The 25,596-nt window shown below is 41.7% G+C and carries 34 protein-coding genes, 1 tRNA gene, 2 rRNA genes and 3 pseudogenes (1 of these 40 cut by a window edge); 29 read left to right on the forward strand and 11 right to left on the reverse strand.

Annotation, left to right across the window (positions count from 1 at the left end):
• The 3 genes from FAI40_06095 to FAI40_06105 all read left to right on the forward strand — a co-directional run.
• Window positions 1-689, forward strand: a 23S ribosomal RNA gene (locus FAI40_06095); it begins 2,040 nt to the left of the window's first position.
• A 103-nt stretch (window positions 690-792) separates the two neighbouring features.
• Window positions 793-907: ribosomal RNA gene (rrf, locus tag FAI40_06100) — 5S ribosomal RNA — on the forward strand.
• A 295-nt stretch (window positions 908-1,202) separates the two neighbouring features.
• Window positions 1,203-1,877 carry a hypothetical protein gene (locus FAI40_06105; GenBank protein ID QCE34952.1) on the forward strand — a complete coding sequence of 225 codons (675 nt, stop codon included), beginning with the start codon at window positions 1,203-1,205 and terminating at the stop codon, window positions 1,875-1,877.
• Between the two features lie 6 nt (window positions 1,878-1,883).
• Here FAI40_06105 and FAI40_06110 read toward each other — a convergent pair whose 3' ends face one another.
• Complete coding sequence (locus FAI40_06110) at window positions 1,884-2,504, reverse strand: hypothetical protein (GenBank protein ID QCE34953.1); 621 nt, start codon at window positions 2,502-2,504, stop codon at window positions 1,884-1,886.
• A 256-nt stretch (window positions 2,505-2,760) separates the two neighbouring features.
• Here FAI40_06110 and FAI40_06115 point away from each other — a divergent pair, with 256 nt between their 5' ends.
• From FAI40_06115 to FAI40_06130, 4 genes are read left to right on the forward strand one after another with little or no spacing between them, the layout of a single operon-like run.
• Window positions 2,761-3,315: a hypothetical protein gene (locus FAI40_06115; GenBank protein ID QCE34954.1), complete on the forward strand. Its 555-nt coding sequence runs from the start codon at window positions 2,761-2,763 to the stop codon at window positions 3,313-3,315.
• On the forward strand, window positions 3,312-4,472 hold the full coding sequence (locus FAI40_06120) for a hypothetical protein (GenBank protein QCE34955.1): 1,161 nt from the start codon (window positions 3,312-3,314) through the stop codon (window positions 4,470-4,472). Before FAI40_06115 ends, FAI40_06120 begins: the two co-directional genes overlap by 4 nt.
• Window positions 4,473-4,528: 56 nt before the next feature.
• Window positions 4,529-5,476 (forward strand): hypothetical protein, encoded by a 948-nt coding sequence (locus FAI40_06125; protein QCE34956.1) that lies wholly within the window; start codon window positions 4,529-4,531, stop codon window positions 5,474-5,476.
• Window positions 5,477-5,496: 20 nt separating this feature from the next.
• Complete coding sequence (locus FAI40_06130) at window positions 5,497-6,009, forward strand: hypothetical protein (protein QCE34957.1); 513 nt, start codon at window positions 5,497-5,499, stop codon at window positions 6,007-6,009.
• Window positions 6,010-6,080: 71 nt separating this feature from the next.
• Here FAI40_06130 and FAI40_06135 read toward each other — a convergent pair whose 3' ends face one another.
• Window positions 6,081-6,512: a MucR family transcriptional regulator gene (locus tag FAI40_06135; GenBank protein ID QCE34958.1), complete on the reverse strand. Its 432-nt coding sequence runs from the start codon at window positions 6,510-6,512 to the stop codon at window positions 6,081-6,083.
• Window positions 6,513-6,784: 272 nt separating this feature from the next.
• On the opposite strand from FAI40_06135, the gene FAI40_06140 reads away from it, so the two are divergent.
• Together FAI40_06140 and FAI40_06145 are read left to right on the forward strand one after the other, a co-directional pair.
• Window positions 6,785-7,441, forward strand: a complete 657-nt coding sequence (locus FAI40_06140) for a LysE family translocator (protein QCE34959.1) — start codon at window positions 6,785-6,787, stop codon at window positions 7,439-7,441.
• A 105-nt stretch (window positions 7,442-7,546) separates the two neighbouring features.
• On the forward strand, window positions 7,547-7,792 hold the full coding sequence (locus FAI40_06145; GenBank protein ID QCE34960.1) for a hypothetical protein: 246 nt from the start codon (window positions 7,547-7,549) through the stop codon (window positions 7,790-7,792).
• 57 nt (window positions 7,793-7,849) lie between these two features.
• Here FAI40_06145 and FAI40_06150 read toward each other — a convergent pair whose 3' ends face one another.
• From FAI40_06150 to FAI40_06170, 5 genes are all read right to left on the reverse strand, one after another.
• Window positions 7,850-8,380 (reverse strand): hypothetical protein, encoded by a 531-nt coding sequence (locus FAI40_06150; protein ID QCE35763.1) that lies wholly within the window; start codon window positions 8,378-8,380, stop codon window positions 7,850-7,852.
• A 227-nt stretch (window positions 8,381-8,607) separates the two neighbouring features.
• Window positions 8,608-8,682, reverse strand: a tRNA-Gln gene (locus FAI40_06155).
• 143 nt (window positions 8,683-8,825) lie between these two features.
• A complete protein-coding gene (locus FAI40_06160; protein ID QCE34961.1) occupies window positions 8,826-9,545 on the reverse strand; it encodes a helix-turn-helix transcriptional regulator in 720 nt (239 codons plus the stop codon).
• 34 nt (window positions 9,546-9,579) lie between these two features.
• On the reverse strand, window positions 9,580-10,422 hold the full coding sequence (gene proC / locus FAI40_06165; protein QCE34962.1) for a pyrroline-5-carboxylate reductase: 843 nt from the start codon (window positions 10,420-10,422) through the stop codon (window positions 9,580-9,582).
• Between the two features lie 59 nt (window positions 10,423-10,481).
• A complete protein-coding gene (locus FAI40_06170; protein QCE34963.1) occupies window positions 10,482-10,781 on the reverse strand; it encodes an accessory factor UbiK family protein in 300 nt (99 codons plus the stop codon).
• A gap of 108 nt (window positions 10,782-10,889) precedes the next feature.
• On the opposite strand from FAI40_06170, the gene rfaD reads away from it, so the two are divergent.
• The 12 genes and pseudogenes from rfaD (at window position 10,890) to FAI40_06230 (ending at window position 17,919) form a co-directional block, all read left to right on the forward strand.
• Window positions 10,890-11,876 (forward strand): ADP-glyceromanno-heptose 6-epimerase, encoded by a 987-nt coding sequence (rfaD, locus tag FAI40_06175; protein ID QCE35764.1) that lies wholly within the window; start codon window positions 10,890-10,892, stop codon window positions 11,874-11,876.
• 65 nt (window positions 11,877-11,941) lie between these two features.
• Window positions 11,942-12,874: a prolipoprotein diacylglyceryl transferase gene (locus FAI40_06180; GenBank protein ID QCE34964.1), complete on the forward strand. Its 933-nt coding sequence runs from the start codon at window positions 11,942-11,944 to the stop codon at window positions 12,872-12,874.
• A gap of 13 nt (window positions 12,875-12,887) precedes the next feature.
• Window positions 12,888-13,520, forward strand: coding sequence for a laccase domain-containing protein (locus tag FAI40_06185; GenBank protein ID QCE34965.1), 633 nt, complete (start codon window positions 12,888-12,890; stop codon window positions 13,518-13,520).
• On the forward strand, window positions 13,493-13,663 hold the full coding sequence (locus tag FAI40_06190) for a hypothetical protein (GenBank protein ID QCE34966.1): 171 nt from the start codon (window positions 13,493-13,495) through the stop codon (window positions 13,661-13,663). The genes FAI40_06185 and FAI40_06190 overlap by 28 nt, the downstream gene beginning before the upstream one ends.
• Window positions 13,664-13,871: 208 nt before the next feature.
• Window positions 13,872-14,506, forward strand: a pseudogene (locus tag FAI40_06195) (50S ribosomal protein L25/general stress protein Ctc).
• 4 nt (window positions 14,507-14,510) lie between these two features.
• On the forward strand, window positions 14,511-15,122 hold the full coding sequence (locus FAI40_06200; GenBank protein ID QCE34967.1) for an aminoacyl-tRNA hydrolase: 612 nt from the start codon (window positions 14,511-14,513) through the stop codon (window positions 15,120-15,122).
• Between the two features lie 189 nt (window positions 15,123-15,311).
• Window positions 15,312-16,089: pseudogene (gene ychF / locus FAI40_06205) on the forward strand (redox-regulated ATPase YchF).
• Window positions 16,038-16,409, forward strand: a pseudogene (locus FAI40_06210) (DUF933 domain-containing protein). Before ychF ends, FAI40_06210 begins: the two co-directional pseudogenes overlap by 52 nt.
• An 83-nt stretch (window positions 16,410-16,492) precedes the next feature.
• Complete coding sequence (locus FAI40_06215) at window positions 16,493-16,597, forward strand: hypothetical protein (GenBank protein QCE35765.1); 105 nt, start codon at window positions 16,493-16,495, stop codon at window positions 16,595-16,597.
• Complete coding sequence (locus tag FAI40_06220; GenBank protein QCE34968.1) at window positions 16,584-17,009, forward strand: nicotinate-nicotinamide nucleotide adenylyltransferase; 426 nt, start codon at window positions 16,584-16,586, stop codon at window positions 17,007-17,009. Before FAI40_06215 ends, FAI40_06220 begins: the two co-directional genes overlap by 14 nt.
• A 65-nt stretch (window positions 17,010-17,074) precedes the next feature.
• The gene (gene rsfS / locus FAI40_06225) at window positions 17,075-17,452 is read left to right on the forward strand and encodes a ribosome silencing factor (protein QCE34969.1); all 378 of its coding nucleotides are present in this window, start codon (window positions 17,075-17,077) and stop codon (window positions 17,450-17,452) included.
• A gap of 8 nt (window positions 17,453-17,460) precedes the next feature.
• Entirely contained in the window at window positions 17,461-17,919 is a 459-nt protein-coding gene (locus tag FAI40_06230; protein ID QCE34970.1) for a 23S rRNA (pseudouridine(1915)-N(3))-methyltransferase RlmH, read from the forward strand.
• Between the two features lie 3 nt (window positions 17,920-17,922).
• On the opposite strand, the gene FAI40_06235 is transcribed toward FAI40_06230, so the two are convergent.
• On the reverse strand, window positions 17,923-18,342 hold the full coding sequence (locus tag FAI40_06235) for a hypothetical protein (GenBank protein ID QCE34971.1): 420 nt from the start codon (window positions 18,340-18,342) through the stop codon (window positions 17,923-17,925).
• Window positions 18,343-19,260: 918 nt separating this feature from the next.
• On the opposite strand from FAI40_06235, the gene FAI40_06240 reads away from it, so the two are divergent.
• Window positions 19,261-19,656, forward strand: coding sequence for a hypothetical protein (locus tag FAI40_06240; GenBank protein ID QCE34972.1), 396 nt, complete (start codon window positions 19,261-19,263; stop codon window positions 19,654-19,656).
• 6 nt (window positions 19,657-19,662) lie between these two features.
• Here the strand turns inward: FAI40_06240 and FAI40_06245 are convergent, their stop codons facing one another.
• The gene (locus FAI40_06245) at window positions 19,663-19,902 is read right to left on the reverse strand and encodes a hypothetical protein (protein QCE34973.1); all 240 of its coding nucleotides are present in this window, start codon (window positions 19,900-19,902) and stop codon (window positions 19,663-19,665) included.
• A complete protein-coding gene (locus FAI40_06250) occupies window positions 19,899-20,279 on the reverse strand; it encodes a hypothetical protein (GenBank protein ID QCE34974.1) in 381 nt (126 codons plus the stop codon). The genes FAI40_06245 and FAI40_06250 overlap by 4 nt, the downstream gene beginning before the upstream one ends.
• 256 nt (window positions 20,280-20,535) lie before the next feature.
• Between FAI40_06250 and FAI40_06255 the strand changes: the two genes are divergently transcribed.
• The 5 genes from FAI40_06255 to FAI40_06275 all read left to right on the forward strand — a co-directional run bounded on the left by FAI40_06255 (window position 20,536) and on the right by FAI40_06275 (window position 23,781).
• On the forward strand, window positions 20,536-20,874 hold the full coding sequence (locus tag FAI40_06255) for a hypothetical protein (GenBank protein ID QCE34975.1): 339 nt from the start codon (window positions 20,536-20,538) through the stop codon (window positions 20,872-20,874).
• 29 nt (window positions 20,875-20,903) lie between these two features.
• The gene (locus tag FAI40_06260) at window positions 20,904-21,089 is read left to right on the forward strand and encodes a hypothetical protein (GenBank protein ID QCE34976.1); all 186 of its coding nucleotides are present in this window, start codon (window positions 20,904-20,906) and stop codon (window positions 21,087-21,089) included.
• 138 nt (window positions 21,090-21,227) lie between these two features.
• Window positions 21,228-22,244, forward strand: coding sequence for a hypothetical protein (locus FAI40_06265; GenBank protein ID QCE34977.1), 1,017 nt, complete (start codon window positions 21,228-21,230; stop codon window positions 22,242-22,244).
• A 56-nt stretch (window positions 22,245-22,300) separates the two neighbouring features.
• Window positions 22,301-23,248 carry a hypothetical protein gene (locus FAI40_06270; GenBank protein ID QCE34978.1) on the forward strand — a complete coding sequence of 316 codons (948 nt, stop codon included), beginning with the start codon at window positions 22,301-22,303 and terminating at the stop codon, window positions 23,246-23,248.
• A gap of 20 nt (window positions 23,249-23,268) precedes the next feature.
• Window positions 23,269-23,781 carry a hypothetical protein gene (locus FAI40_06275; GenBank protein ID QCE34979.1) on the forward strand — a complete coding sequence of 171 codons (513 nt, stop codon included), beginning with the start codon at window positions 23,269-23,271 and terminating at the stop codon, window positions 23,779-23,781.
• A 71-nt stretch (window positions 23,782-23,852) separates the two neighbouring features.
• Here FAI40_06275 and FAI40_06280 read toward each other — a convergent pair whose 3' ends face one another.
• Window positions 23,853-24,284: a MucR family transcriptional regulator gene (locus FAI40_06280; protein QCE34980.1), complete on the reverse strand. Its 432-nt coding sequence runs from the start codon at window positions 24,282-24,284 to the stop codon at window positions 23,853-23,855.
• Window positions 24,285-24,556: 272 nt separating this feature from the next.
• Between FAI40_06280 and FAI40_06285 the strand changes: the two genes are divergently transcribed.
• Window positions 24,557-25,213 (forward strand): LysE family translocator, encoded by a 657-nt coding sequence (locus tag FAI40_06285; protein QCE34981.1) that lies wholly within the window; start codon window positions 24,557-24,559, stop codon window positions 25,211-25,213.
• A 105-nt stretch (window positions 25,214-25,318) separates the two neighbouring features.
• Window positions 25,319-25,564 carry a hypothetical protein gene (locus FAI40_06290; protein QCE34982.1) on the forward strand — a complete coding sequence of 82 codons (246 nt, stop codon included), beginning with the start codon at window positions 25,319-25,321 and terminating at the stop codon, window positions 25,562-25,564.
• Window positions 25,565-25,596 lie beyond the last annotated feature (32 nt).

Raw genomic sequence — 25,596 nt, forward strand, 5'->3', positions numbered from 1 at the left:
GAATGTTTCTGTTGTCTAACTGAGCCTGTTTAGCACGGGCCAGGACCCTGCATGGTGGGCAGTTTGACTGGGGCGGTCGCCTCCCAAAATGTAACGGAGGCGCGCGATGGTAGGCTCAGTCCGGTTGGAAATCGGATTTTGAGTGCAATGGCATAAGCCTGCCTGACTGTGAGAGTGACAGCTCGAGCAGAGACGAAAGTCGGCCATAGTGATCCGGTGGTTCCTTGTGGAAGGGCCATCGCTCAACGGATAAAAGGTACTCTAGGGATAACAGGCTGATCTCCCCCAAGAGTTCACATCGACGGGGAGGTTTGGCACCTCGATGTCGGCTCATCACATCCCGGGGCTGAAGCAGGTCCCAAGGGTTCGGCTGTTCGCCGATTAAAGTGGTACGTGAGCTGGGTTTAGAACGTCGTGAGACAGTTCGGTCCCTATCTGCCGTGGGCGTTAAGACTTGAAAGGATTTGTTCCTAGTACGAGAGGACCGGAATGAACGAACCTCTGGTGCACCAGTTGTCACGCCAGTGGCATGGCTGGGTAGCCAAGTTCGGAATGGATAACCGCTGAAAGCATCTAAGCGGGAAACCAGCCTTAAGATAAGGTCTTTTTGGGGCGTTGAAGACCACAACGTTAATAGGTCTGGTGTGAAAGTCCAGCAATGGATGAAGCTTACAGATACTAATCCCCCAGACCTCTCCAGCTTTGTATTCAATACAAACCAAACGCATCTCTTAATAACTTCTTCAATCTTACTTCTCTTCTATAACAATCCCTATCAGATGTGCCTCAGCGGCGGGGGGTTATGGCGAGGGTCCCAAACCCGATCCCATCCCGAACTCGATGGTTAAACCCCTCAGCGCCAATGATACTTCGTCTCAAGACGCGGAAAAGTAGGTCGCCCCCCGCTACTAAGGCACATCTCTTAAAACAAACCCCCCACTCAATTAACGCAAGTGGGGGGTTTGCTTTGCAAAAAAAGAATTAAGGGGGAGCTAGCACAAGTAGACCTTTAGTTCTTGTCTGCTCACTCAAAGAGTTTGGAAGACTATTGGGAAAAGTAACAAGAAAAAGGAAGCTGGGATTTATTCAAGATTGAAAAAACAATCCCGTACCGCAATTAATCCTTCAGATAGAAGAGATTTTGCACAAATGAATGAACTTGTTTAGACTGTTCTCCTCTTTCCTTTTATAATTGACTCTTTATGCGATCTTCTTCTTTTCTATTTTCGGCTTTACTTCTTCCTCTTTCTCTTGGGGGATGTAATTCTTATTTTGCGAATGGCTTAACAAAAACATACTTTACATCAAAAGTATCGGATAATGTCTTCAAGTATAATTCGGCGTGCGTCCGTGATGAAAACTGGCGTATTGCGAATGCGCCTTATAGTACTTGCCGTATGTTCTTAAAAAAAGGATTACCTTTTTCTCAATATCAAACGTTACGTTTAGAAGAAGTTTCGGATAAACAGATTTCTGTTTGGGTGCAGGCAGATTATCAGCCAGATTTTATTGTGAAGGCTGTTCATTCTGAAATTGAGACACCGATTGAGTTAGATAACTGGGTGGAGACCTTAGGTGTTCCAACAAATGCTTTCGAAAAAGGGAAAATTCCTACGACAAAGCAAGGTGAAGTTCCTGATGAGGACGAAGTAAAACAGAATTTACAAGAGGCCTTAACGAATTTAGAAGCGCTTGTTACTTTGAGGGGTGCTGTGCGTAAAGGTGTTCCTGCTGAGATTATGAATCGGATTAACGAAGCCTATCCAAAAGAATGGACGCATCTTGAGGAGACACTTCAAATCGCAGATAAAATGCACCATGGTGTGAGTTTAAAGGTTGCCGCAACAGAGTTTTTTGATGAACCACCCGCTATTTAGATTGGATTAAACCCAATCCCAGAGCCAGTGTAGATAGTTTCTTCTAGGCGTGAGATCTTTTTTTGTTTGCGGATCGGAACAATAGTTCCAACTTTGGAATGGGTATTCTTCTGTTAAACCCTGTGCGGTGACTCTCGCAACACAAGCTTGAATTTTGGGATTGTAAAAGTCGGGACCAGCCCAGTCTTTTCCTTGTTTCGCATTTTCGAGCTGATCATCATGCAAATGCAGGGCATGTACAATCATACTGCTTGAAAACCAGATTGTTTTGACAGGCGCATAGTTGCCATGAAGAAACTCGACAAGAACACCAGAGTCCGAAGTGCCATCTGTAAAATAAAGCGTCAAATAGCGACTGATCGTGTTTGGATCGTTTGGAATGATAATGCCAATTTCAGAGAGGCGCTGACGGTTTACAGGTGAGAGGGCTGACATGGATTTGATAGGTTTGGGAATGCTATCTTTATGATTGATGGAAGCATTCAAATAAGCAATATTATCTTTAGAGACAATGTGGGGATTGTTATCTAAATCAGGATAGCGATCAGGATCGGGAACCATACATCCTGCGATGGAAATTCCAGATGTGGCTATGAGAAAATATGTGATGATTTTTTGCACGAGCATTTTGTCCCATACCCAGTTTATTAGCGTGATAATAGAATGGCTTAAATTTAGAAACTCTGCTTTGATTTTATCATTACATTTTAGGGTAAGGCTAGTATAAAACGATATGTGGGATGCTTATGAAAAAAGATAAAAAGGAGGGATTTTCTTGGAATTTACTCGGCGGTTAAAACAAGGCAGATTATTTTATTGCTTTTTTTTCTTATTTGCCTTTCTGATCCCTTTAAATCTTTCGGCTTTCCCAGTACAGAGTGCTTTGCCTCATAGTAGTTTTGAGGAAATTAAGGCTGATAGTAAGGCTGCGCCATATCATGAGACGCGTCCTTTGTCGGAAGTTTGGGATAGTGCGCGTGAGCATGAAGAGGCATTTACTTTTTTACATGAGATTCCTTCCTCCATTGCAGGCGAAAAGCCGACGCAGGTGGTTTTACTCATTTTCCCGAAAATTACTTCTGGCCTTTTAAGTTTTAGCGAAGTTGGAAAAGTAAAGCCCATTTTTGGTAAAGATCATCAGCGCTATCCACCACTCGTTTCTTATCAGGGAGATCAGTTAACTTTATTTCAGTTGATACAATCAGGGCATCGTGCTTGTGAAGTTACGATGACAGTTCAGCAAGGGGAGATTGTGACAGCGAAGGAAAGTGCAGGCTGTGCGGATTATGAATCTAAAGGGCATTTGCTTTCGAAAGCGCTGATTGGTGCTAAAATGGCGCCTCCTATTAAGAGGCCAGCTGGAACAAAAAATACAGATGTCAAAAAACAGAGTGATCTTAAAAAAGTAGATGATGATAAAGATCAGGATGAGGAATGAGTAATATTTCTTTTTTACGCAGAATATTTTGCTGGGCACTTCCTTTCTCTTTAGCAAGCTGTGCTTCACCTGTTGAAATGGTGCATTCTAAGATGCAGTACATGACGGCGACGCCAGAATATGCTGCCCCAGACCTTGAGGTGTGGCAGAAAACAGGCTTGTTGTACGAAGATTATCAGAATATTCATGATGCTGGATGGACATTTGAAGATTATGCCGCAGTAGATGATGGGAATTTACCCTTGCGTTCTCCAACGAGGGTGATGGCCGCTGTGGCGTGGGGGCGCGCTGGCATTCATAGTTGGCAAACGATTATGCAATTTGCATCTATTGGCTTAAATAAACCTTATATGGTGGAGGAATGGAGTTCACGTCTTGGGATTCCCCGAGAAGACATCATGGACAAGGAACAGCATTTTGAGGTTTTTTCACGTTATATGAAGGCCGCAGATGACCCTGTCTCTGGCGTTTCTGCAAAATCTTTGAAAGAGGCTATTCGTCTTCAAAAAGGCCGTTGCTGGGATGCTGCTGACTTTAAGAGGGTTATTGTTGAAGCTAAAATGATTGAAAAGGGCGTTGCTGTAAACAAGGCAGCAGAGATGTACCGTCGGTCTGGCTCTGAAATCGAATTAGCGAAGATGCAAAAATTTTGGGGGAAAGATATTCTTGAAGCGTGTAATGGTATTCCAGAATATCAGTTAGAAACGCAGGATCCTTTTGCAGTTGAAGGACATTGTATCTTTACTGTTTTAGCGCTTAATGAAACCAATTTTCAGCGTGTTGAAGGGGGGCGTGTTCTTTATAAAAATTATCAGCCAGCACGTTTGATTGAACCTGGTGCTGAACCCTTTCGTTTTGGAATGGGCACACCGCCAGCAGTGAGCGGTCCGACAGCAATTTTATTAGGGGAAGAACCTCTTTCTTATAAAGATAGAGAAACAGGTGAAAAAATTGTTCCGATGCGATTTAAAGTCATTAAGTATGTAGACCTCAGTGCTAATTTTTATTTAGAGCAGAGTGAAAAATATAATGAAAAAAATGGGTTAAGTTTTGAAAAAAGTCTTTTAAAAGATCAGAACGAACAAGAAAAAGCACCGGATGTCAGGAGTTTTTCACATATTCCAGACCTTCCTTTTAGTGGTGACCCAGCAAAGTAAATTCTTAAACGATTTATTATTAAAATAGAAATAGAGAATAAGAGAGGGTGTTGGGTATGAGTCAGAGAAGTATCGTTCAGAAGTTTGTTTTAATTCTTTTTACGCTTGGCGCAGGGGCTAGTCTTTACGCTTTGTTTGAACATAACGTTGCTACCCATCATGCCCATCATAAAGCTGAAACTTCAAAAGATACGGGCATTTCGGGCTATATTGATCAGGGTGTTAATGAGGTAAGCCATTGGTGGAATGGTGATGCATCCCATTCAGAAAATTCCATTTCTTCAGACCATGCACCTTCTGCGAAGGCATTAGATTCAGATACCGAAGTGGAGAAAATTCAGGTGGGATCTGAGGAACGACAGCAGGAATCAGCAGATAAAGAGGATGATAAAGATTTATCAGATACTTTAAGTGCTTTGGAAAGCAAATCAGATTCTGTTTCTGCGCCTGTTTTTGACAGTTATGCGAAACCAACTTCCAAAGTTTTAAAAGAGCGTGAAAAGGTCTTATTAGCTAATCGAGCCGTGCAGGAAAAGAAAAACCAAGCCATTCAACGTGCAAGGGCACAAGAAATCAATAAAACACCCAAGATGCTTTTTAAGTCGGATGTGATGCAGGCTAAAAAAGATTTAGGTTTTAGTCCGCAAGGCTATCATCTTTGGGAAAATGCAAATGGTTTTTTATTGCTTAATCCTAAAACCTTACGTTTTGAATTGGTTTTAGAAACAGAAAATTGCGCAGGCGCTTTGGGGCAAGATACACCAGAATTAAAACAGGTTTTTTCACGAAAAAAGATTAATGAGCATGCGGAAACACTTACTCTTTTCCAAGCAAATCAAGAAGGGCAGTCTGCGAAAGATTCTTTGTCTTGTCAGGTTGGTCTAAAGTTTAAGGATGGGAAAGTCATTCAGGCAAGTGAGAAAAACTGCACTTATTGGCATGGGGCAGAATGTGCGTTTAGCGTTCCCTTAAAGGGATTAAGAGCGTTACCAGATTTAAAATGATAGTCTTTTGGAGGTCTAAGATGTTGGACAAGAAAACTTCTCTGCACAAGTTATTTTTCTTGGGTTTGGGTATAGGTGTCTTTGCTCTAAATTCTGGCATTCAGGCTCAGGAAAAAAATCCTTTAATTGAGCAGAAAGATCTTTCCAGTAAAACGCTAGAAGAACTCTGGAAAGAGGCGAATGTTCCCGGGAAGGCACTCTGTTTTATTAAGATGAATAAAAATGACCAACTTGCTGTGCTCATTAGTCCATCTCTTGGATTTGGGGCTATCACGGAAAAAGGGGCAAGTGGGCATTTAAGTTTAGGCTATCAAACGGATACGCCAGCAAAGGCGACTCAAAAAGAAAATAATTTGGTGATTAGCTATAACGGAGACGCTCATCGAAAAGCCTGCTCTGTTTCTATGGAGATAGAAGGCGCTAAAATTCGAACAGTGAAGGCGACAGAGGGATGTTCAGATTATGAGGATGGACAAGATCATTTTGAGGGTGATTTGATTGGTGCAACAGCGATTATGTCAAATTCGCATTGAGTTTTTGATATAATCGTAAAAAGCCTGCTTTGAATTTAAGCAGGCTTTTTACGTTTGAGATATGATAGATTTTATTTTTTTTGATGCCCAAGGCCGATTTTTTGCGCAAGTTGTGAGCGTTGCTTTGCATAGTTCGGTGCCACCATTGGATAGCTTGTTGGAAGTGACCAGCGGGCTCGGTACTCCTCAGGTGTCATGTTATAGACAGATTTCAGATGACGGCGTAAAAGTTTCAGTTTTTTTCCGTCTTCTAAACAGATGATGTAGTCTGGAAAAACAGATTTTTTTGGGTCAATTGCCGGTGTAAGCTTATTGTTTGAAGCAATTGTTCCTTGATTGGTTGCTTCCAGAGCGCTGTACACTTCGCTGATAAGTGTAGAAAGCTTTTCCACAGGGACGGTGTGTGCGGAGACATAAGCGCTGACAATTTCTGTTGTAAATGCCCTTAATTCAGAACGTAAGTCCGTTGAGTGGCCGTTCTTAGCAGCAGATTCAATAGTCATAAATTTTTCCTCACCAAATGGGAGCGCTTATTAGGATATAATTTCATTTCTTTGAGAATACTAAACACAGAGAATGAGAATTGCTAGAGCAGATTTGTTGCGCATTATAAGTGATAGATAAATAAAAAAAAGAAATTACTTAATTTTGATGAGAAAAAACAAGTATATACTCATTTAGGGATTTTGGCAGAGATACTCAGAAAACAGAACTTTAATCTCTTTTAAAATTCTTTAGACTACACTTTTCTTTTGGGCTTAAAGATAAAATTTTAATGACATCCTCTATTCTTTCTTCCTTACTTGCTTACACTGTTGCTTCTCTTTTTTTAGCGGCAACACCGGGGCCAGATATGATTTTGGTTCTTCGCTCTGCGATCAAAGATGGTTTTCGCTTTTCTTTTGGGGTCATTTTAGGCATTTTGACCTCTTTATTCTTTTGGGGCATTGCGACGATTTTAGGATTAAGCGCTTTGCTATTTCATTTTAAACAGGCCTTCATCGTTTTAAAATGGGCAGGTGTCTTATATCTCCTTTATCTTGCTCTGCGCTCAATCTTGAGCAAGCCCAAGGATTTGATTTCCGATACTGCAAATTTGGACAATGTGATAAACACGCCAAGAGCTTCTTTACTCACAGCCTATGGGCAAGGTTTGATGACAAATCTCTTTAATCCAATGATTGGTTTTTTGTTTTTATTTGTTTTTCCAGCTTTTATTCCCAAAGAGCAGGATATTCAATTCTTTACACTTATTTTAACTTTTTTACAGATGCTGGTCGCTTTTTCTATTTTTACGAGTTTGGCGCTTTTTGCTCAGCCAGCTTCAATATGGCTAAAAAAAGGAAAAAGTGCTGTTTGGATAGACCGCATTGCGGGGATTTCATTGCTTTATTTTGCAATTAAACTTTTTTTAGCCCAACCACCTGTTTAAGGGCTTGTCCAATGAGAGAGGGAGTGAGAAAATCAAGCTGTGTCTATGAGAGATGAAGTGAAATTTATCTGCTCCTTTTAATTTTAAGTCGTTGTAAGGTTTTATATGTCAGAACAAAATGTGAATGTTCACGATAGTATTGAAAAAGCGGTTTCTTCTGCAATGGGAAGAGAGCCTTCTGAGGATATTTTGCTCGAAGAGTTGGATGATATGCAAGATTTCGGTTTGGATGATTTTGGAGAAAAGTCTTCCTGCTGTTTTGCAAAACATAAATGTAAAATTGTCTTGGCTTTAGTCGTCTTGGCCGTTTTGTTTCTTATTAAAAGATCCCGCGGTTGCTGCAAGAAATAAAAATTTTGCATGTTAGCTTTAAAAAAGGAGACTGAATTCAGTCTCCTTTTTTACGTTTTATTCTTCGGTATGATCTGAGTGATCGTGCGCTGTTCTGATGCGTTGGATTTGGGTTCTCTTTCGTTCCGCTAAAAGGACATTGCGTGTCATTTTCTGATAGACCCCCATGATAAAGACAATTAAAGAGCCAACAACCAGGAGAGAGGCTGGGTAAAGAACATTGATGCCACCACCGACACCTTCTTCAAAGATACCAACTAAGCCTTCGACAAAAACCGCAATAATGACAGTTGTAATAAATTTACTTAGACTATTTCGAATCTGCCATTCACTAAGTTTGTCCGAATCTTTAATGACCTCATCTTCAATGAAAAATTTAGCAACGTCAAAAACGGCGATTGCAACAACGACATAACTTACCGTACGTAGAATCAGATTTTTAATATCATCATGATGTGCGGTGTCATTCATTAAAAAGAGATAGAGATCACGAATACCGTAATAAAGAAGAACATAGGCAAGTAGAATAAGTACGATACTTGCAACACCGAACGAAATACGGGAAATGATACCAACAATTCGATGCATACGGTCAAGCTCTGTATGGGGAATCAAGTTGGCACTATCCGCAGCATCTCGTATCTGGTTAAAAGAGTGAGGGTGGGCAGAGTGTTCTCTCTGATCAAATGGCATTTCAGGCATAGCTAGATATAAACTTTCTGCGGCAAAGAAACTTAGAATTTTTTATAATACCCCAAAAGCACAAGAAAATTCAAAAGAATATCCAAAGAAGAGATTTTTAACTTTTGGAAACATGGCTGGGGTGGGAGGATTCGAACCTCCGCATGGCGGAATCAAAATCCGCTGCCTTACCGCTTGGCTACACCCCAATATCCATTTCATCGCTCACTAACTTATTTAGTGGATTTAAGACAGGGCACGATGCCTCTCCTGAAGGAGAAGATGTGAGCCCTGTTTATAATGTTCTTAGGGGCTTCGTAAAGGGGGGGAAAGGATTTTTTTTATTTTTTCGTTAATTTTCTATTTCCTGTGAAATAAGAAGGTTAAATTTTTCCAGCTGATCTAGTCCTTCATTCAAGGCAATCATTGTCGATTCAAGCTCTTCATTTTCGTCTTTTGCCCAGCAACGTAAAACCTTAGCCCATAAAATTCCTAAGGCTTGAAGGCGGAAAAATCCTTTAATGCCTTTTCGGTCAAGGCCTGCAATATCTGCAATCCATGTGACAGATTCGACATTTCCAGTAAGAAATTCGCTTCCAAGCGATGGAGATAAAGGGATCGTGTGCAAAAGGGAGAGAAAGCCTTGACGATGGGCCTGTAATCCATCACAGCGACGCATGAAGAGATTAAAAACATTGTCCCGTAAGGCTACCCCTTTTAGAGAATCATTGCTTTTGAAGGCATTTTGGTCGATTTGCCGGTTGAGGCGTTTAAAAAGTGCTACTTTAGTTGGAATATGCTCTCTTACCCATGAAAAAGGGATATCCGCCTCATTGGCAACATCTTTTAATGTAAAATTCTGCCACCCTTTTTCGTCGGCTAAAACCATTGCGGCTTCTAAAAAATTAGACGAAAATTCTTCGTAGGCTTCTTTGCTGCGCACATGCTGCTTTAAGAGATCCTCGGCAAATTCAGAGGGAATTTGAGCAGAATCAGAGGATTCTTGGAAAATATCAAAATCGTCCCAATCCTCTGTATTGGAAAAATTTTCTGAATTTGCGGCAGCTTGCATAGGTAAATCCCTTGAGATTGAAAGATTTTTGGTATTAGCCTTCGTTTGAAAGTTCCTGAGTGCGTTTGATCGCCGCTTTGACAGCTTCATTCACAGAATTTGGCCAGTTTTCTGGTGTCATAAGAACGGAGAGCGCTGCGGCGGTGGTTCCATTTGGGCTTGTGACTTGTTCACGCAGGGCTGTTGCCGTGGACGGGCTATTTTTAAGCAAAACGCCAGCACCATAGATCATATCTCGAGAAAGTTTTCTTGCTTCATCTTTTCCAAGGCCATTTTTTACCCCCGCTTGTTCCAAGAGTTCAGCAAGGAGAAAAACATAGGCAGAGCCAGAACCTGCGAGACCAATTGCCGGCTGAATTTCCTCTTCTTTTCGGAGTGGGACGGCACTGCCAAAGGCTTCAACCAATTGGAGCGCAAGTTTTTTCGTCTTGGGATTTGTTTCTGGTGGAATGAAAAGGCTTGTTGCTGAAGCTCGAAGCTCGGCTGCAATATTTGGCATGACAGCGATTGCAGGTGCGCCGTGCGCAAGGGCGGTGAGCTGTGTTGTTTTAATGCCAGCCATGACAGAAAAAAGGCAAGATTGCTGAAGCTTTTCGGGGGTAAGAACTTCTGAGAGAAGTCCTAAAATTTTTTTTGTCATATTAGGTTTTACAGCCAAGACAATCATATCTGGAATTTTAGGAAGATTTTTAAGCGCTTCACTCTCTAGAAAAAGCTTAACATTTGAGGGAAAGTTTTCTGGTTTTGTGCGTTTAAAAACAGCAAAATCAAAGGGAAGGTTGGCTTTAAGCCATCCATTGAGCATTGCGCTTCCCATGCGTCCGCAACCAATCATGAGAATAAAAGGACGATTTGAAGTTGGCATATTTTGAGTCATAAACAGAACAAAGCCCGAAAGTTTTAAAAGGTTAAATTAGGAGAGAATATCAAGAGGTCTCAGCTTGTGATAGCATCTTCAAGAGTTGTCAGACGCTCTTGGAGTTCATTAATATGCGCCTGCATGTCGGTAATTTGTTTTTTTAGTGTGTCTGTTTCTTCTCTTGTTTTTTGAGCTAGAATTTCAACCGTGTCGAGTTCAGAGCGAGGGACAAGATCCATGCGTGCGCTTAGGCCGTTTATTTGGTTTTTTGCGACGGTTTTAATTTCTTCCCGAACGCCGTTTGCAACGGAATAAGCGGCACCAGCGAAACCAGCTAAGTCATTCAAAAGAGCGGACTTCATTATCGTTTTATCCATTTCACGTTTTAATTGCGTCTTTAGAGCTTCTTAAAATTTCTTTTTGAGAAGAAAAGACAAGAGTGCCAGACTAGGCAGATATATTAAAACATGAGTATAACAGTCTCTATGCTTATCGTCACTGGTGGAGCCGGATTTATCGGCTCATGTCTTCAGGCTGCGTTGGCAGCAAGAGGGCGTCGAACAATTGTTATAGATAGACTGCGCGATGGGAAGAAGTGGCGAAACCTTCATTCCCACCCGCCGGATCAGATTATTGATCCAGAATATGCCATGGCTTTCCTTAAAAGTTTGCCACGGGGCGCTGTGCATGGCGTTTTTCATTTAGGAGCCATCAGTGCAACGACTGTGCGTGATGGGGACTTGGCTTGGCATACAAATGTCAGTTTCTCACAAGATTTATGGCGTTTCTGTGCCCATCGGAATATTCCTTTCTTTTACGCTTCGTCTGCTGCAACCTATGGCGCTGCGGATAAAGCAGAAGAATTTAAAGATGGGATAGGGGCGATTAAGGAACTTAAACCCTTAAATCTATATGGCTGGACAAAGCAGTCCTTTGATTTGTGGGTGGCCCGTGAACTTGAGAATAAACGTCCAGCCCCTCCCCAATGGGTTGGGTTGAAATTCTTCAATGTTTATGGCCCAAATGAATATCATAAAGGCTCGATGCAGTCAGTTGCCTGTCAAATTGCGAGAACACTTCGTCAGGGAGAAAAGCCGCGCTTGTTTAAATCAACAGGTGAGGGCATTGCGGACGGTGGACAGTTAAGAGATTTTGTCTGGGTTGGTGATATTGTTCAGCTTTTTTTATGGTTCTTTTATCATCCGGCAACTAGTGGTCTTTTTAATGCAGGGACAGGTAAGGCCCGTTCTTTTTTAGATATGGCAAAATGTCTTTGTCGTGAGTTTGGCGTTCCAGAAGAAATAGAGTTTATAGACCCTCCAGAACAGCTGAAAAAGCAGTATCAGAATTTTACAGAGGCAGACCTAACGCTTCTCCGCCAAAGTGGGTATCAATTTGAATTCACCTCCCTTGAAAAGGGAATCAAAGAATATGTACGGAAATATCTTCGTACAGAAGAGAAGAATCTCTAATATTCTTTGTGTAAATGGCCTCTTTCCTTCTTTAAAAGCGCTTTCAAGGATTTATTTTTAAGAACATGTCTTCACCACTTATCTTTCCTGAATTTGATGCGGTTGCGTTTCATTTACCTTTTCCCGTTCCAGGATTGCATCCGCTTTCAATAACACTGATTTGGTGTGCTGTCCGCTGGTATGGTTTGGCCTATATGACGGCCTTTTTATTGGCAATGCCGATTGCACATAAATTATGCTCGCTTCGTCCTGTGGCAGCGACTCGGAAGCAGGTGGATGATTTTCTCTTTTTTGCCATTTTAGGGGTGATTTTAGGAGGGCGTCTCGGTTATGTCCTTTGTTATCAGCCATTTTTTTATTTAACCCACCCTTTAGAGATTTTTGTGGTTTGGAATGGCGGTATGTCTTTTCACGGAGGCTGTTTAGGTGTTGTGCTGGCTCTGGCATGGTTTTCGTATAAGGAGAAAATCAGTTTTCTTGCTTTCTCAGATCGTGTCGTGACTCTTATTCCAATTGGCCTAGGGTTGGGACGTTGTGCAAATTTTATCAATGGCGAGCTTTGGGGGCGCCCTGTCCAGATGGAGGGGCTTCCATGGGCAATGATCTATCCCCATGTTGATTCGCTTCCACGGCATCCGTCTGAGATTTATGAAGCTTTGATGGAGGGACTTCTTCTTTTCTCTGTTCTTCTGTTTTCGATTTCGAGGCCCGCTTTGCGCTCTCGTCCAGGTTTTACCGCAGGGCTTTTTTTGAGTGGTTATGCCTCGGCAAGAATGTTCTGTGAATGTTTCCGTGAGCCTGATTGGAATATCGGTTTTCTAGCAGGCGGTGTTACAATGGGGCAGATTCTTTCAGTACCAATGCTTTTATTTGGTATTTATATGATGGTGCAGGCGTTTCGTCATTTGCCTTTTGAGGGAGATAATCTGACGCCAGTGCCTGAGAATTGGTCAGAACAGAGAAAGATAATCTCTCCTCTTTTTAAACGTGCAAAATAAACTGGGGATATTTATGCAAAATCCTGCTTTTATAACTTCTAGCCTTTTGAGCCAGCCACACGGATTTGGAACGATTAAGGCAGGACTGCCACCGTTGCCTGTTGTGAGTGAAGAGTTATTCGAGAAATATCCTTTGGCGCAGCCAGCCTCTTTCGTTAGGCAGGGGGATAAGAAAGTTTGGCAGATTCACGGTCTTCCCGTACAGGCGATGAAACAAGTTCACGGCACAAAGGTAAAAATTATCCGAGAAGGTGATGCACTAGATACGCCATTTTCAGAAGAAGGGGACGGTATTGCAACCGATCGATCTGATATTGTTGCGGCCATTGTAACGGCAGATTGCGGTCCTCTTTTGTTGGAAGGAAAAACAGCTCAGGGTAAAAAGGTTGTTGCAGCTGTGCATGCTGGATGGCTTGGGGCGGTAAGTGGCGTTATTGAATCTGGCGTTGAAGCCCTTAGGTCGCTGGGGGCGACAGAAATTGTTGCGGCAATTGGTCCTTGTATAACCGCCTCTTCTTACGAAATCTCAGGAGAGATGCTTGAAAAAATTTATGCACATGACAAAGAGGCTTCGCCTTGGCTTTATAAGGGTTCAAAAAGGGAAAATACCATTTTAACTTGCCAGGCTATTGCTTCCATCGTTTAGTTGCTCGTGGTGTTGATAAAGTTTCGGTTTCTGGTTTTGATACATGTTCAGATTTACGTCTGTGGAGTTATCGGCGTGAGAGTCTGAGAAAAGATGAAATACTGGCTCTGGCAGGACGGCAGTTTTCCTTCATTAAAGCCTAAGCTATAATGGAGCGTGCTTTCGAGAAAAGATTGAAAAAGAATTGATTTTCCCGTAAGGCATATATCCTATCAAGGCAGTTTTTCACTGTAAGGTGCGAACACCCCTGGAGGTTCGACCTCTTTAGTTGATGGATTTTATTTAATTTTGTGCTTTGCTTTCCCCAAGAGAAAAGAAAAGCACATTTACTAATTTAATGGAGTATTTAACGTGGCAGAAATGCAGAAACTTCCAGTTTCCCCGCGCGAGAAAGCAGGTAAGGGGGCAGCCCGCGCAGTGAGACGTGCCGGAAAAGTCCCTGGTGTGATTTACGGTGGCGGGAGAGAGCCAGCCCTTTTTGAAATTGATCCTCGTATCATTGATAAAGAGCTAAACCGTGGCGGTTGGCAATCCCGTCTGTACGAAGTACAGCTTGGAGACCGCCGTCAGCCTGTTTTGATGCGTGAAATTCAATTTCACCCAGTGACAGATGCGCCATTGCATATTGATTTGCAGCGTATGCGTCCAGGTCAGAAAGTTCACGTCCAGATTCCAGTCGTTGTTGAAAACGAGGAAGAATGCCAAGGTGTTAGAGCTGGTGGTGTTGTTAATCTTATTCGCCATTCTGTTGAAGTCGAAGTTGATGTGGAACATATTCCTGAGCACTTCATTGCAGATATTGCTGCGCTTGAAATCGCTGACAATCTTCGTTGGGAAGACCTTAAGGGATTGAAGGAATTACGCCTGTTGGGCATCTTGAAGATCTCGTGATTTTGAGCATCGCCGCACCTGTTTCAGAAGAAGCTGAAGCGGATGAGGAAGAAGCTTCAGAGGAAGCTCCAGAAGCAGAAACAGCTGAAGGCTAATCAAATGCAGCTTTGGGTAGGTCTCGGAAATCCGGGAGCCAATTATCGCTTTCATCGGCATAATATTGGTTTTATGGCCCTCGATCGCATTGCGGAACGTCATGGCTTTTCGCCATGGCGTGCCCGTTTTAATGGTGAGATTGCAGAGGGGAAAATTGCAGGTGAGTCTGTCTTGCTCCTCAAGCCTCTCACCTTTATGAATCTTTCTGGCCGTTCTGTCGTGCCAGCGATGCAGTTTTATAAAATTCCGCATGAGCAAGTATTTGTTTTTCATGATGAGATGGATCTGCCATGGGGGAAATGCCGGATTAAAAAAGGCGGCGGGATTGCGGGGCACAATGGTCTCCGTTCTATCCGTGACCTTTCTGGCAATCCAGATTATTGGCGTATTCGCCTTGGGATAGGTCATCCAGGGGATCGTGCCTTGGTCGTTTCCTATGTGATGGGAAATTTTCCCGAAGAGCAGCGTAAAGATTTGGATATTTGGTTAGATCATCTTGCCGATGAGTCTGTTGTGCTGGCGCTGGGCACGCCAGAAGGACTGACAGGTAAGCTTGCAGAAAAGCAGGCCTTTGGGCGGGAAGCCAAGTTAAAGAAGAAAAGCTTGAAGGCGTAGCGCTTGAAAAAGCAATCAAGAAGCTAAGGCTCTGCATGAAAAAGAGAAAAAGATTGTTGAAAAGCAGAAATTTATTTTTGATCAGCAGGAAATGTAGACAATGCTTTGGCAGCTGCCTTGAAGGCTGCTCAAGAATCTAAAACATCTAAATAATTCTAAAAGTTAAATTAAGGTAGGAGTACAAAAGACATGGGGTTTAATTGTGAATTGTGGGATTGCCTAATGTCGGAAAATCAACCTTATTTAATGCGCTAACCGCAACAGTCGGGGCGCAGGCGGCAAATTATCCTTTTTGTACGATTGAGCCAAATGTTGGCCGTGTTGCAGTGCCAGACCCTCGTTTAGAGATTTTGTGTAAAGTTGGAAAGTCACAGAAAATTTTGCCAACAAGTTTAGAGTTTGTTGATATTGCAGGCCTTGTAAGAGGGGCTTCAAAAGGTGAAGGGCTTGGAAATCAGTTTCTCGCCAATATTCGTGAAGTTGATGCGATTATTCATGTGCTTCGCTGTTTTGAAAATGGGATGTTACCCATGTTGAAGCAGTGTTGATCCTCTGCGCGATGCTGAAATCATGAAACAGAATTGATGCTTCGGATTTGGAAAGCCTCGAAAAAGCGTGTCGTGAATTGGGAAAAAAGAGCCAAAGGCGGTGACCGTCTTTCAAAAGAGCAGTTAGAACTCGCAGCGCCCCTTTTAGAAGTCTTGCGAGAAGGAAAGCCAGCAAGAGCGGCTAAAGTTGAAGGTAAAGAGAAAGAAATTAATCAGCTTCAGCTTTTGACGACAAAGCCTGTTTATATGTTTGTAATGTGGGAGAGGATGAAATCTCAGGAGAGGCCGAGACTGTAAATCCTTTCGTTGAGAAAGTGCGTGCAAAGGCATTGGAAGAAAAAGCAGGGATTGTTGTTGTTTCTGCGCCATTGAAGCCGAAGTCAGTCAGCTTCCTCTTGAGGACCGCGCTGAATTTTTAAGTGATCTTGGTCTCTCACAATCGGGTCTTGATCAGGTCATTGCGGCGGGATACCAGCTTCTTGGGTTAAGAACCTATTTACCGTTGGTCCTAAAGAAACCAGAGCTTGGACAATTACAGAAGGGACGAAAGCGCCTCAAGCCGCTGCTGTGATTCATAATGATTTTGAGCGTGGTTTTATTGCGTGCGAAGCGATGCTTATAAAGATTACGTTGAATTCAACGGAGAAGTTGGCGCAAAAGAAGCTGGCAAGCCAGAATTGAAGGTAAAGAATATATTGTCGCAGATGGGGATATTCTTCATTTCCGCTTTAATGTCTAAGAGAGAGCTTTCACCGCTTTAAGGCTAGAGAAAATGCGTATTGGCATCCTTGAGGCTCTTTTAATCCAGCGCATAAGGGGCATATTTCTCTTGCTGAGCGGGCTTTGCGTGCCCTTAATCTTCAACAAGTGTGGCTAATGGTTTCCCCCGGAATCCTTTTAAGTCTGGTCAAAAATGGCCTCATTTGAGGAAAGGTTGGAATCCGCTGAAAAATTGGCAGATGGGGTTAGAATTATCGCAACAGGGATTGAACAGCGATATGGCACTCAGAAGACATTTTTAACTCTTGAACATCTTAAGAGAAATTTTCCTAATATTCGTTTTATTTGGTTGATGGGATCGGATAATTTGCCTGATTTGTGCAAATGGTATCGTGGAAAAGCATTAATTAAATCTGTTCCTATCGCTGTTTTTGCCAGACCTGGATCGAATAAAGAGGCCTTGAAATCGCCTTCTGCCTCATGGATACGCCATTGGCAAAGGCCAGAAAGAGAATCCCAAGCACTTGGGATAAAAGGTGCGCCAGATTGGGTTTTTATTCATAGAAAAGAAGTTAATCTTTCTTCCACAGAAATTCGGGCTAAAAATTCATTTTTGTAAAAATCTGAGATTTGATTGAAGATAGAGTAAGATAAGAGAAAGAACGAAAAGGAGCTGTTTTAGAAATGACAGAAAATAAATACACACTCGCCCTTGACGAAAGAATTGCTAAGATCGAAGAGAGTCTTGATGATGATAAGGCGTTGGATATTGTGACTTTAGATATTGGCAAACAGTCTAATTTTGCACAGCGAATGATTGTTGCAGTTGGGGAGTCTCAACGCCAGCTGGTCGCCATGGCCTATCATTTAAAATCACTTTTTAAAGAATGGAACGAGACAAGCTCGATTGAAGGCTTAGAAGTTGAAAGTGGCTGGATTGTGTTGGATGGCGGAGACATCGTGATACATCTTCTTCTTCCTGAAAAGCGAGAGCTTTATTCCATTGAAAAAATTTGGAGTGCTGCTTTTGATAAAGGTAGCGTTGAGGTTGTTGAAGGATGAGCCAGTCTATGGCGATTTCCGCCATTGGAAAAATGCGTGGGACGCCAGAAGAATCTCTTTTTAAGCGTTACCAAACACGTTTGCGTTTAAATTTAGAGATTAAAGAGATACATGTTGGCGGTACGTCATCCGCAGAGCAGAAACATCGTGAGAATGTTGCTCTTTTAGACACCTGTAAAGAGGATGAGTTCGTAATTGCATTGGATTTGGCAGGTAAGAATTTAGATAGTCTTGCGCTGGCAGATAAAATGCGTGAATGGCAGGAAACAGGTAAAAATCTTCGATTCGTGATTGGGGGCGCACAAGGGTTAGACCGTGCGCTGTTGGAGCGCGCAAATTTTACGATTTCATTGGGTAAAATGACATGGCCACACATGCTTGTGCGTGTCATGTTGATGGAGCAGCTTTTTAGATCGCAATCTATTTTAGAAGGTCACCCCTACCATCGGGATGACCGTCCAACTTAGGTGCTATTTCACTTGGCTTGGAAGCCTGAAGTTTACTTGCACGACTGGCCTGCCGGCGAATGGCTTTCCCAAGCGGTCTTCCTCCTGTTCATTCTCTTTTTCCTTGCTCCAAGGATAAATAAAACCATTGGTTGGATAGACTTTTCCGAATTGGCTTGGATTCCCACGTAAGGCAACCCGGACAGCGGTCCAGTCATTATTAGGAGAAACGTCAATTACACGGGTATTATGGTCGATTTGATTAGCGCCCCAATGTGCGTGGTCAATACGAATCGTACGATCGTCTTCTTGAGAGCGAACGAGGGCAACATGGCCATAAAACATTTTTTTTGTTGCTTTAAAGCTTAGAACGGCGCCGGGTTCAGGGATTTGGCCTCTGGCGTAGTTTTTTTCATCCGCACGTTTTCCACCATGTATGCGCATCTCCATGAACTTGATAATGGGGCGCTGCAAGATGCACATAGCCAACACATTGTAAAACCTTTCTTTTGTGTGGTCGTAGACCGACCTTCGTTTTACAGATTTTTCCATGACGTCTGGAAGAAGTGGATGTCTGCGGAGTCTTAGTATTGCTCAATGTCGCAGCTTGTGCTTCTTCGGCATGCGCAGAAGCAAAGGAGGAAAAGAGACTAAAAGGGAGGCTGTTGCTAAAAAAGGAAAGCACAAACGTGGAAGCAGAACCATAATATGCGAAATGCCAGTCTTAAAAATGTAAAATTACGTATTGTTAGTGTCTTAAAGCACACAGAAGAAAAAAGAAAGTTTTGCTTTCTTGGTAAAGAGAGCGTGATTTCTAAAACAGAAACCCCACTCAATTAACGCAAGTGGGGGTTTGCTTTGCAAAAAAAAGAATAAGGGGGCTAGCACAAGGACCTTTTCTTGTCTGCTCACTCAAAGAGTTTGGAAAGACTATTGGGAAAAGTAACAAGAAAAAGGAAGCTGGGATTTATTCAAGATTGAAAAAACAATCCCGTACCGCAATTAATCCTTCAGATAGAAGAGATTTTGCACAAATGAATGAACTTGTTTAGACTGTTCTCCTCTTTCTTTTATAATTGACTCTTATGCGATCTTCTTCTTTTCTATTTTCGGCTTTACTTCTTCCTCTTTCTCTTGGGGGATGTAATTCTTATTTGCGAATGGCTTAACAAAAACATACTTTACATCAAAAGTATCGGATAATGTCTTCAAGTATAATTCGGCGTGCGTCCGTGATGAAAACTGGCGTATTGCGAATGCGCCTTATAGTACTTGCCGTATGTTCTTAAAAAAAGGATTACCTTTTTCTCAATATCAAACGTTACGTTTAGAAGAAGTTTCGGATAAACAGATTCTGTTTGGGTGCAGGCAGATTATCAGCCAGATTTTATTGTGAAGGCTGTTCATTCTGAAATTGAGACACCGATTGAGTTAGATAACTGGGTGGAGACCTTAGGTGTTCCAACAAATGCTTTCGAAAAAGGGAAAATTCCTACGACAAAGCAAGGTGAAGTTCCTGATGAGGACGAAGTAAAACAGAATTTACAAGAGGCCTTAACGAATTTAGAAGCGCTTGTTACTTTGAGGGGTGCTGTGCGTAAAGGTGTTCCTGCTGAGATTATGAATCGGATTAACGAAGCCTATCCAAAAGAATGGACGCATCTTGAGGAGACACTTCAAATCGCAGATAAAATGCACCATGGTGTGAGTTTAAAGGTTGCCGCAACAGAGTTTTTTGATGAACCACCCGCTATTTAGATTGGATTAAACCCAATCCCAGAGCCAGTGTAGATAGTTTCTTCTAGGCGTGAGATCTTTTTTTGTTTGCGGATCGGAACAATAGTTCCAACTTTGGAATGGGTATTCTTCTGTTAAACCCTGTGCGGTGACTCTCGCAACACAAGCTTGAATTTTGGGATTGTAAAAGTCGGGACCAGCCCAGTCTTTTCCTTGTTTCGCATTTTCGAGCTGATCATCATGCAAATGCAGGGCATGTACAATCATACTGCTTGAAAACCAGATTGTTTTGACAGGCGCATAGTTGCCATGAAGAAACTCGACAAGACACCAGAGTCCGAAGTGCCATCTGTAAAATAAAGCGTCAAATAGCGACTGATCGTGTTTGGATCGTTTGGAATGATAATGCCAATTTCAGAGAGGCGCTGACGGTTTACAGGTGAGAGGGCTGACATGGATTTGATAGGTTTGGGAATGCTATCTTTATGATTGATGGAAGCATTCAAATAAGCAATATTATCTTTAGAGACAATGTGGGGATTATCTAAATCAGGATAGCGATCAGGATCGGGAACCATACATCCTGCGATGGAAATTCCAGATGTGGCTATGAGAAAATATGTGATGATTTTTTGCACGAGCATTTTGTCCCATACCCAGTTTATTAGCGTGATAATAGAATGGCTTAAATTTAGAAACTCTGCTTTGATTTTATCATTACATTTTAGGGTAAGGCTAGTATAAAACGATATGTGGGATGCTTATGAAAAAGATAAAAAAGGAGGGATTTTCTTGGAATTTACTCGGCGGTTAAAACAAGGCAGATTATTTTATTGCTTTTTTTTCTTATTTGCCTTTCTGATCCCTTTAAATCTTTCGGCTTTCCCAGTACAGAGTGCTTTGCCTCATAGTAGTTTTGAGGAAATTAAGGCTGATAGTAAGGCTGCGCCATATCATGAGACGCGTCCTTTGTCGGAAGTTTGGGATAGTGCGCGTGAGCATGAAGAGGCATTTACTTTTTTACATGAGATTCCTTCCTCCATTGCAGGCGAAAAGCCGACGCAGGTGGTTTTACTCATTTTCCCGAAAATTACTTCTGGCCTTTTAAGTTTTAGCGAAGTTGGAAAAGTAAAGCCCATTTTTGGTAAAGATCATCAGCGCTATCCACCACTCGTTTCTTTATCAGGGAGATCAGTTAACTTTATTTCAGTTGATACAATCAGGGCATCGTGCTTGTGAAGTTACGATGACAGTTCAGCAAGGGGATTGTGACAGCGAAGGAAAGTGCAGGCTGTGCGGATTATGAATCTAAAGGGCATTTGCTTTCGAAAGCGCTGATTGGTGCTAAAATGGCGCCTCCTATTAAGAGGCCAGCTGGAACAAAAAATACAGATGTCAAAAAACAGAGTGATCTTAAAAAAGTAGATGATGATAAAGATCAGGATGAGGAATGAGTAATATTTCTTTTTTACGCAGAATATTTTGCTGGGCACTTCCTTTCTCTTTAGCAAGCTGTGCTTCACCTGTTGAATGGTGCATTCTAAGATGCAGTACATGACGGCGACGCCAGAATATGCTGCCCCAGACTTGAGGTGTGGCAGAAAACAGGCTTGTTGTACGAAGATTATCAGAATATTCATGATGCTGGATGGACATTTGAAGATTATGCCGCAGTAGATGATGGGAATTTACCCTTGCGTTCTCCAACGAGGGTGATGGCCGCTGTGGCGTGGGGGCGCGCTGGCATTCATAGTTGGCAAACGATTATGCAATTTGCATCTATTGGCTTAAATAAACCTTATATGGTGGAGGAATGGAGTTCACGTCTTGGGATTCCCCGAGAAGACATCATGGACAAGGAACAGCATTTTGAGGTTTTTTCACGTTATATGAAGGCCGCAGATGACCCTGTCTCTGGCGTTTCTGCAAAATCTTTGAAAGAGGCTATTCGTCTTCAAAAAGGCCGTTGCTGGGATGCTGCTGACTTTAAGAGGGTTATTGTTGAAGCTAAAATGATTGAAAAGGGCGTTGCTGTAAACAAGGCAGCAGAGATGTACCGTCGGTCTGGCTCTGAAATCGAATTAGCGAAGATGCAAAAATTTTGGGGGAAAGATATTCTTGAAGCGTGTAATGGTATTCCAGAATATCAGTTAGAAACGCAGGATCCTTTTGCAGTTGAAGGACATTGTATCTTTACTGTTTTAGCGCTTAATGAAACCAATTTTCAGCGTGTTGAAGGGGGGCGTGTTCTTTATAAAAATTATCAGCCAGCACGTTTGATTGAACCTGGTGCTGAACCCTTTCGTTTTGGAATGGGCACACCGCCAGCAGTGAGCGGTCCGACAGCAATTTTATTAGGGGAAGAACCTCTTTCTTATAAAGATAGAGAAACAGGTGAAAAAATTGTTCCGATGCGATTTAAAGTCATTAAGTATGTAGACCTCAGTGCTAATTTTTATTTAGAGCAGAGTGAAAAATATAATGAAAAAAATGGGTTAAGTTTTGAAAAAAGTCTTTTAAAAGATCAGAACGAACAAGAAAAAGCACCGGATGTCAGGAGTTTTTCACATATTCCAGACCTTCCTTTTAGTGGTGACCCAGCAAAGTAAATTCTTAAACGATTTATTATTAAAATAGAAATAGAGAATAAGAGAGGGTGTTGGGTATGAGTCAGAGAAGTATCGTTCAGAAGTTTGTTTTAATTCTTTTTACGCTTGGCGCAGGGGCTAGTCTTTACGCTTTGTTTGAACATAACGTTGCTACCCATCATGCCCATCATAAAGCTGAAACTTCAAAAGATACGGGCATTTCGGGCTATATTGATCAGGGTGTTAATGAGGTAAGCCATTGGTGGAATGGTGATGCATCCCATTCAGAAAATTCCATTTCTTCAGACCATGCACCTTCTGCGAAGGCATTAGATTCAGATACCGAAGTGGAGAAAATTCAGGTGGGATCTGAGGAACGACAGCAGGAATCAGCAGATAAAGAGGATGATAAAGATTTATCAGATACTTTAAGTGCTTTGGAAAGCAAATCAGATTCTGTTTCTGCGCCTGTTTTTGACAGTTATGCGAAACCAACTTCCAAAGTTTTAAAAGAGCGTGAAAAGGTCTTATTAGCTAATCGAGCCGTGCAGGAAAAGAAAAACCAAGCCATTCAACGTGCAAGGGCACAAGAAATCAATAAAACACCCAAGATGCTTTTTAAGTCGGATGTGATGCAGGCTAAAAAAGATTTAGGTTTTAGTCCGCAAGGCTATCATCTTTGGGAAAATGCAAATGGTTTTTTATTGCTTAATCCTAAAACCTTACGTTTTGAATTGGTTTTAGAAACAGAAAATTGCGCAGGCGCTTTGGGGCAAGATACACCAGAATTAAAACAGGTTTTTTCACGAAAAAAGATTAATGAGCATGCGGAAACACTTACTCTTTTCCAAGCAAATCAAGAAGGGCAGTCTGCGAAAGATTCTTTGTCTTGTCAGGTTGGTCTAAAGTTTAAGGATGGGAAAGTCATTCAGGCAAGTGAGAAAAACTGCACTTATTGGCATGGGGCAGAATGTGCGTTTAGCGTTCCCTTAAAGGGATTAAGAGCGTTACCAGATTTAAAATGATAGTCTTTTGGAGGTCTAAGATGTTGGACAAGAAAACTTCTCTGCACAAGTTATTTTTCTTGGGTTTGGGTATAGGTGTCTTTGCTCTAAATTCTGGCATTCAGGCTCAGGAAAAAAATCCTTTAATTGAGCAGAAAGATCTTTCCAGTAAAACGCTAGAAGAACTCTGGAAAGAGGCGAATGTTCCCGGGAAGGCACTCTGTTTTATTAAGATGAATAAAAATGACCAACTTGCTGTGCTCATTAGTCCATCTCTTGGATTTGGGGCTATCACGGAAAAAGGGGCAAGTGGGCATTTAAGTTTAGGCTATCAAACGGATACGCCAGCAAAGGCGACTCAAAAAGAAAATAATTTGGTGATTAGCTATAACGGAGACGCTCATCGAAAAGCCTGCTCTGTTTCTATGGAGATAGAAGGCGCTAAAATTCGAACAGTGAAGGCGACAGAGGGATGTTCAGATTATGAGGATGGACAAGATCATTTTGAGGGTGATTTGATTGGTGCAACAGCGATTATGTCAAATTCGCATTGAGTTTTTGATATAATCGTAAAAAGCCTGCTTTGAATTTAAGCAGGCTTTTTACGTTTGAGATATGATAGATTTTATTTTTTTTGATGCCCAAGGCCGATTTTTTGCGCAAGTTGTGAGCGTTGCTTTGCATAGTTCGGTGCCACCATTGGATAGCTTGTTGGAAGTGACCAGCGGGCTCGGTACTCCTCAGGTGTCATGTTATAGACAGATTTCAGATGACGGCGTAAAAGTTTCAGTTTTTTTCCGTCTTCTAAACAGATGATGTAGTCTGGAAAAACAGATTTTTTTGGGTCAATTGCCGGTGTAAGCTTATTGTTTGAAGCAATTGTTCCTTGATTGGTTGCTTCCAGAGCGCTGTACACTTCGCTGATAAGTGTAGAAAGCTTTTCCACAGGGACGGTGTGTGCGGAGACATAAGCGCTGACAATTTCTGTTGTAAATGCCCTTAATTCAGAACGTAAGTCCGTTGAGTGGCCGTTCTTAGCAGCAGATTCAATAGTCATAAATTTTTCCTCACCAAATGGGAGCGCTTATTAGGATATAATTTCATTTCTTTGAGAATACTAAACACAGAGAATGAGAATTGCTAGAGCAGATTTGTTGCGCATTATAAGTGATAGATAAATAAAAAAAAGAAATTACTTAATTTTGATGAGAAAAAACAAGTATATACTCATTTAGGGATTTTGGCAGAGATACTCAGAAAACAGAACTTTAATCTCTTTTAAAATTCTTTAGACTACACTTTTCTTTTGGGCTTAAAGATAAAATTTTAATGACATCCTCTATTCTTTCTTCCTTACTTGCTTACACTGTTGCTTCTCTTTTTTTAGCGGCAACACCGGGGCCAGATATGATTTTGGTTCTTCGCTCTGCGATCAAAGATGGTTTTCGCTTTTCTTTTGGGGTCATTTTAGGCATTTTGACCTCTTTATTCTTTTGGGGCATTGCGACGATTTTAGGATTAAGCGCTTTGCTATTTCATTTTAAACAGGCCTTCATCGTTTTAAAATGGGCAGGTGTCTTATATCTCCTTTATCTTGCTCTGCGCTCAATCTTGAGCAAGCCCAAGGATTTGATTTCCGATACTGCAAATTTGGACAATGTGATAAACACGCCAAGAGCTTCTTTACTCACAGCCTATGGGCAAGGTTTGATGACAAATCTCTTTAATCCAATGATTGGTTTTTTGTTTTTATTTGTTTTTCCAGCTTTTATTCCCAAAGAGCAGGATATTCAATTCTTTACACTTATTTTAACTTTTTTACAGATGCTGGTCGCTTTTTCTATTTTTACGAGTTTGGCGCTTTTTGCTCAGCCAGCTTCAATATGGCTAAAAAAAGGAAAAAGTGCTGTTTGGATAGACCGCATTGCGGGGATTTCATTGCTTTATTTTGCAATTAAACTTTTTTTAGCCCAACCACCTGTTTAAGGGCTTGTCCAATGAGAGAGGGAGTGAGAAAATCAAGCTGTGTCTATGAGAGATGAAGTGAAATTTATCTGCTCCTTTTAATTTTAAGTCGTTGTAAGGTTTTATATGTCAGAACAAAATGTGAATGTTCACGATAGTATTGAAAAAGCGGTTTCTTCTGCAATGGGAAGAGAGCCTTCTGAGGATATTTTGCTCGAAGAGTTGGATGATATGCAAGATTTCGGTTTGGATGATTTTGGAGAAAAGTCTTCCTGCTGTTTTGCAAAACATAAATGTAAAATTGTCTTGGCTTTAGTCGTCTTGGCCGTTTTGTTTCTTATTAAAAGATCCCGCGGTTGCTGCAAGAAATAAAAATTTTGCATGTTAGCTTTAAAAAAGGAGAC

This window comes from Acetobacteraceae bacterium, assembly GCA_004843345.1.
Classification (GTDB): Bacteria; Pseudomonadota; Alphaproteobacteria; order Acetobacterales; family Acetobacteraceae.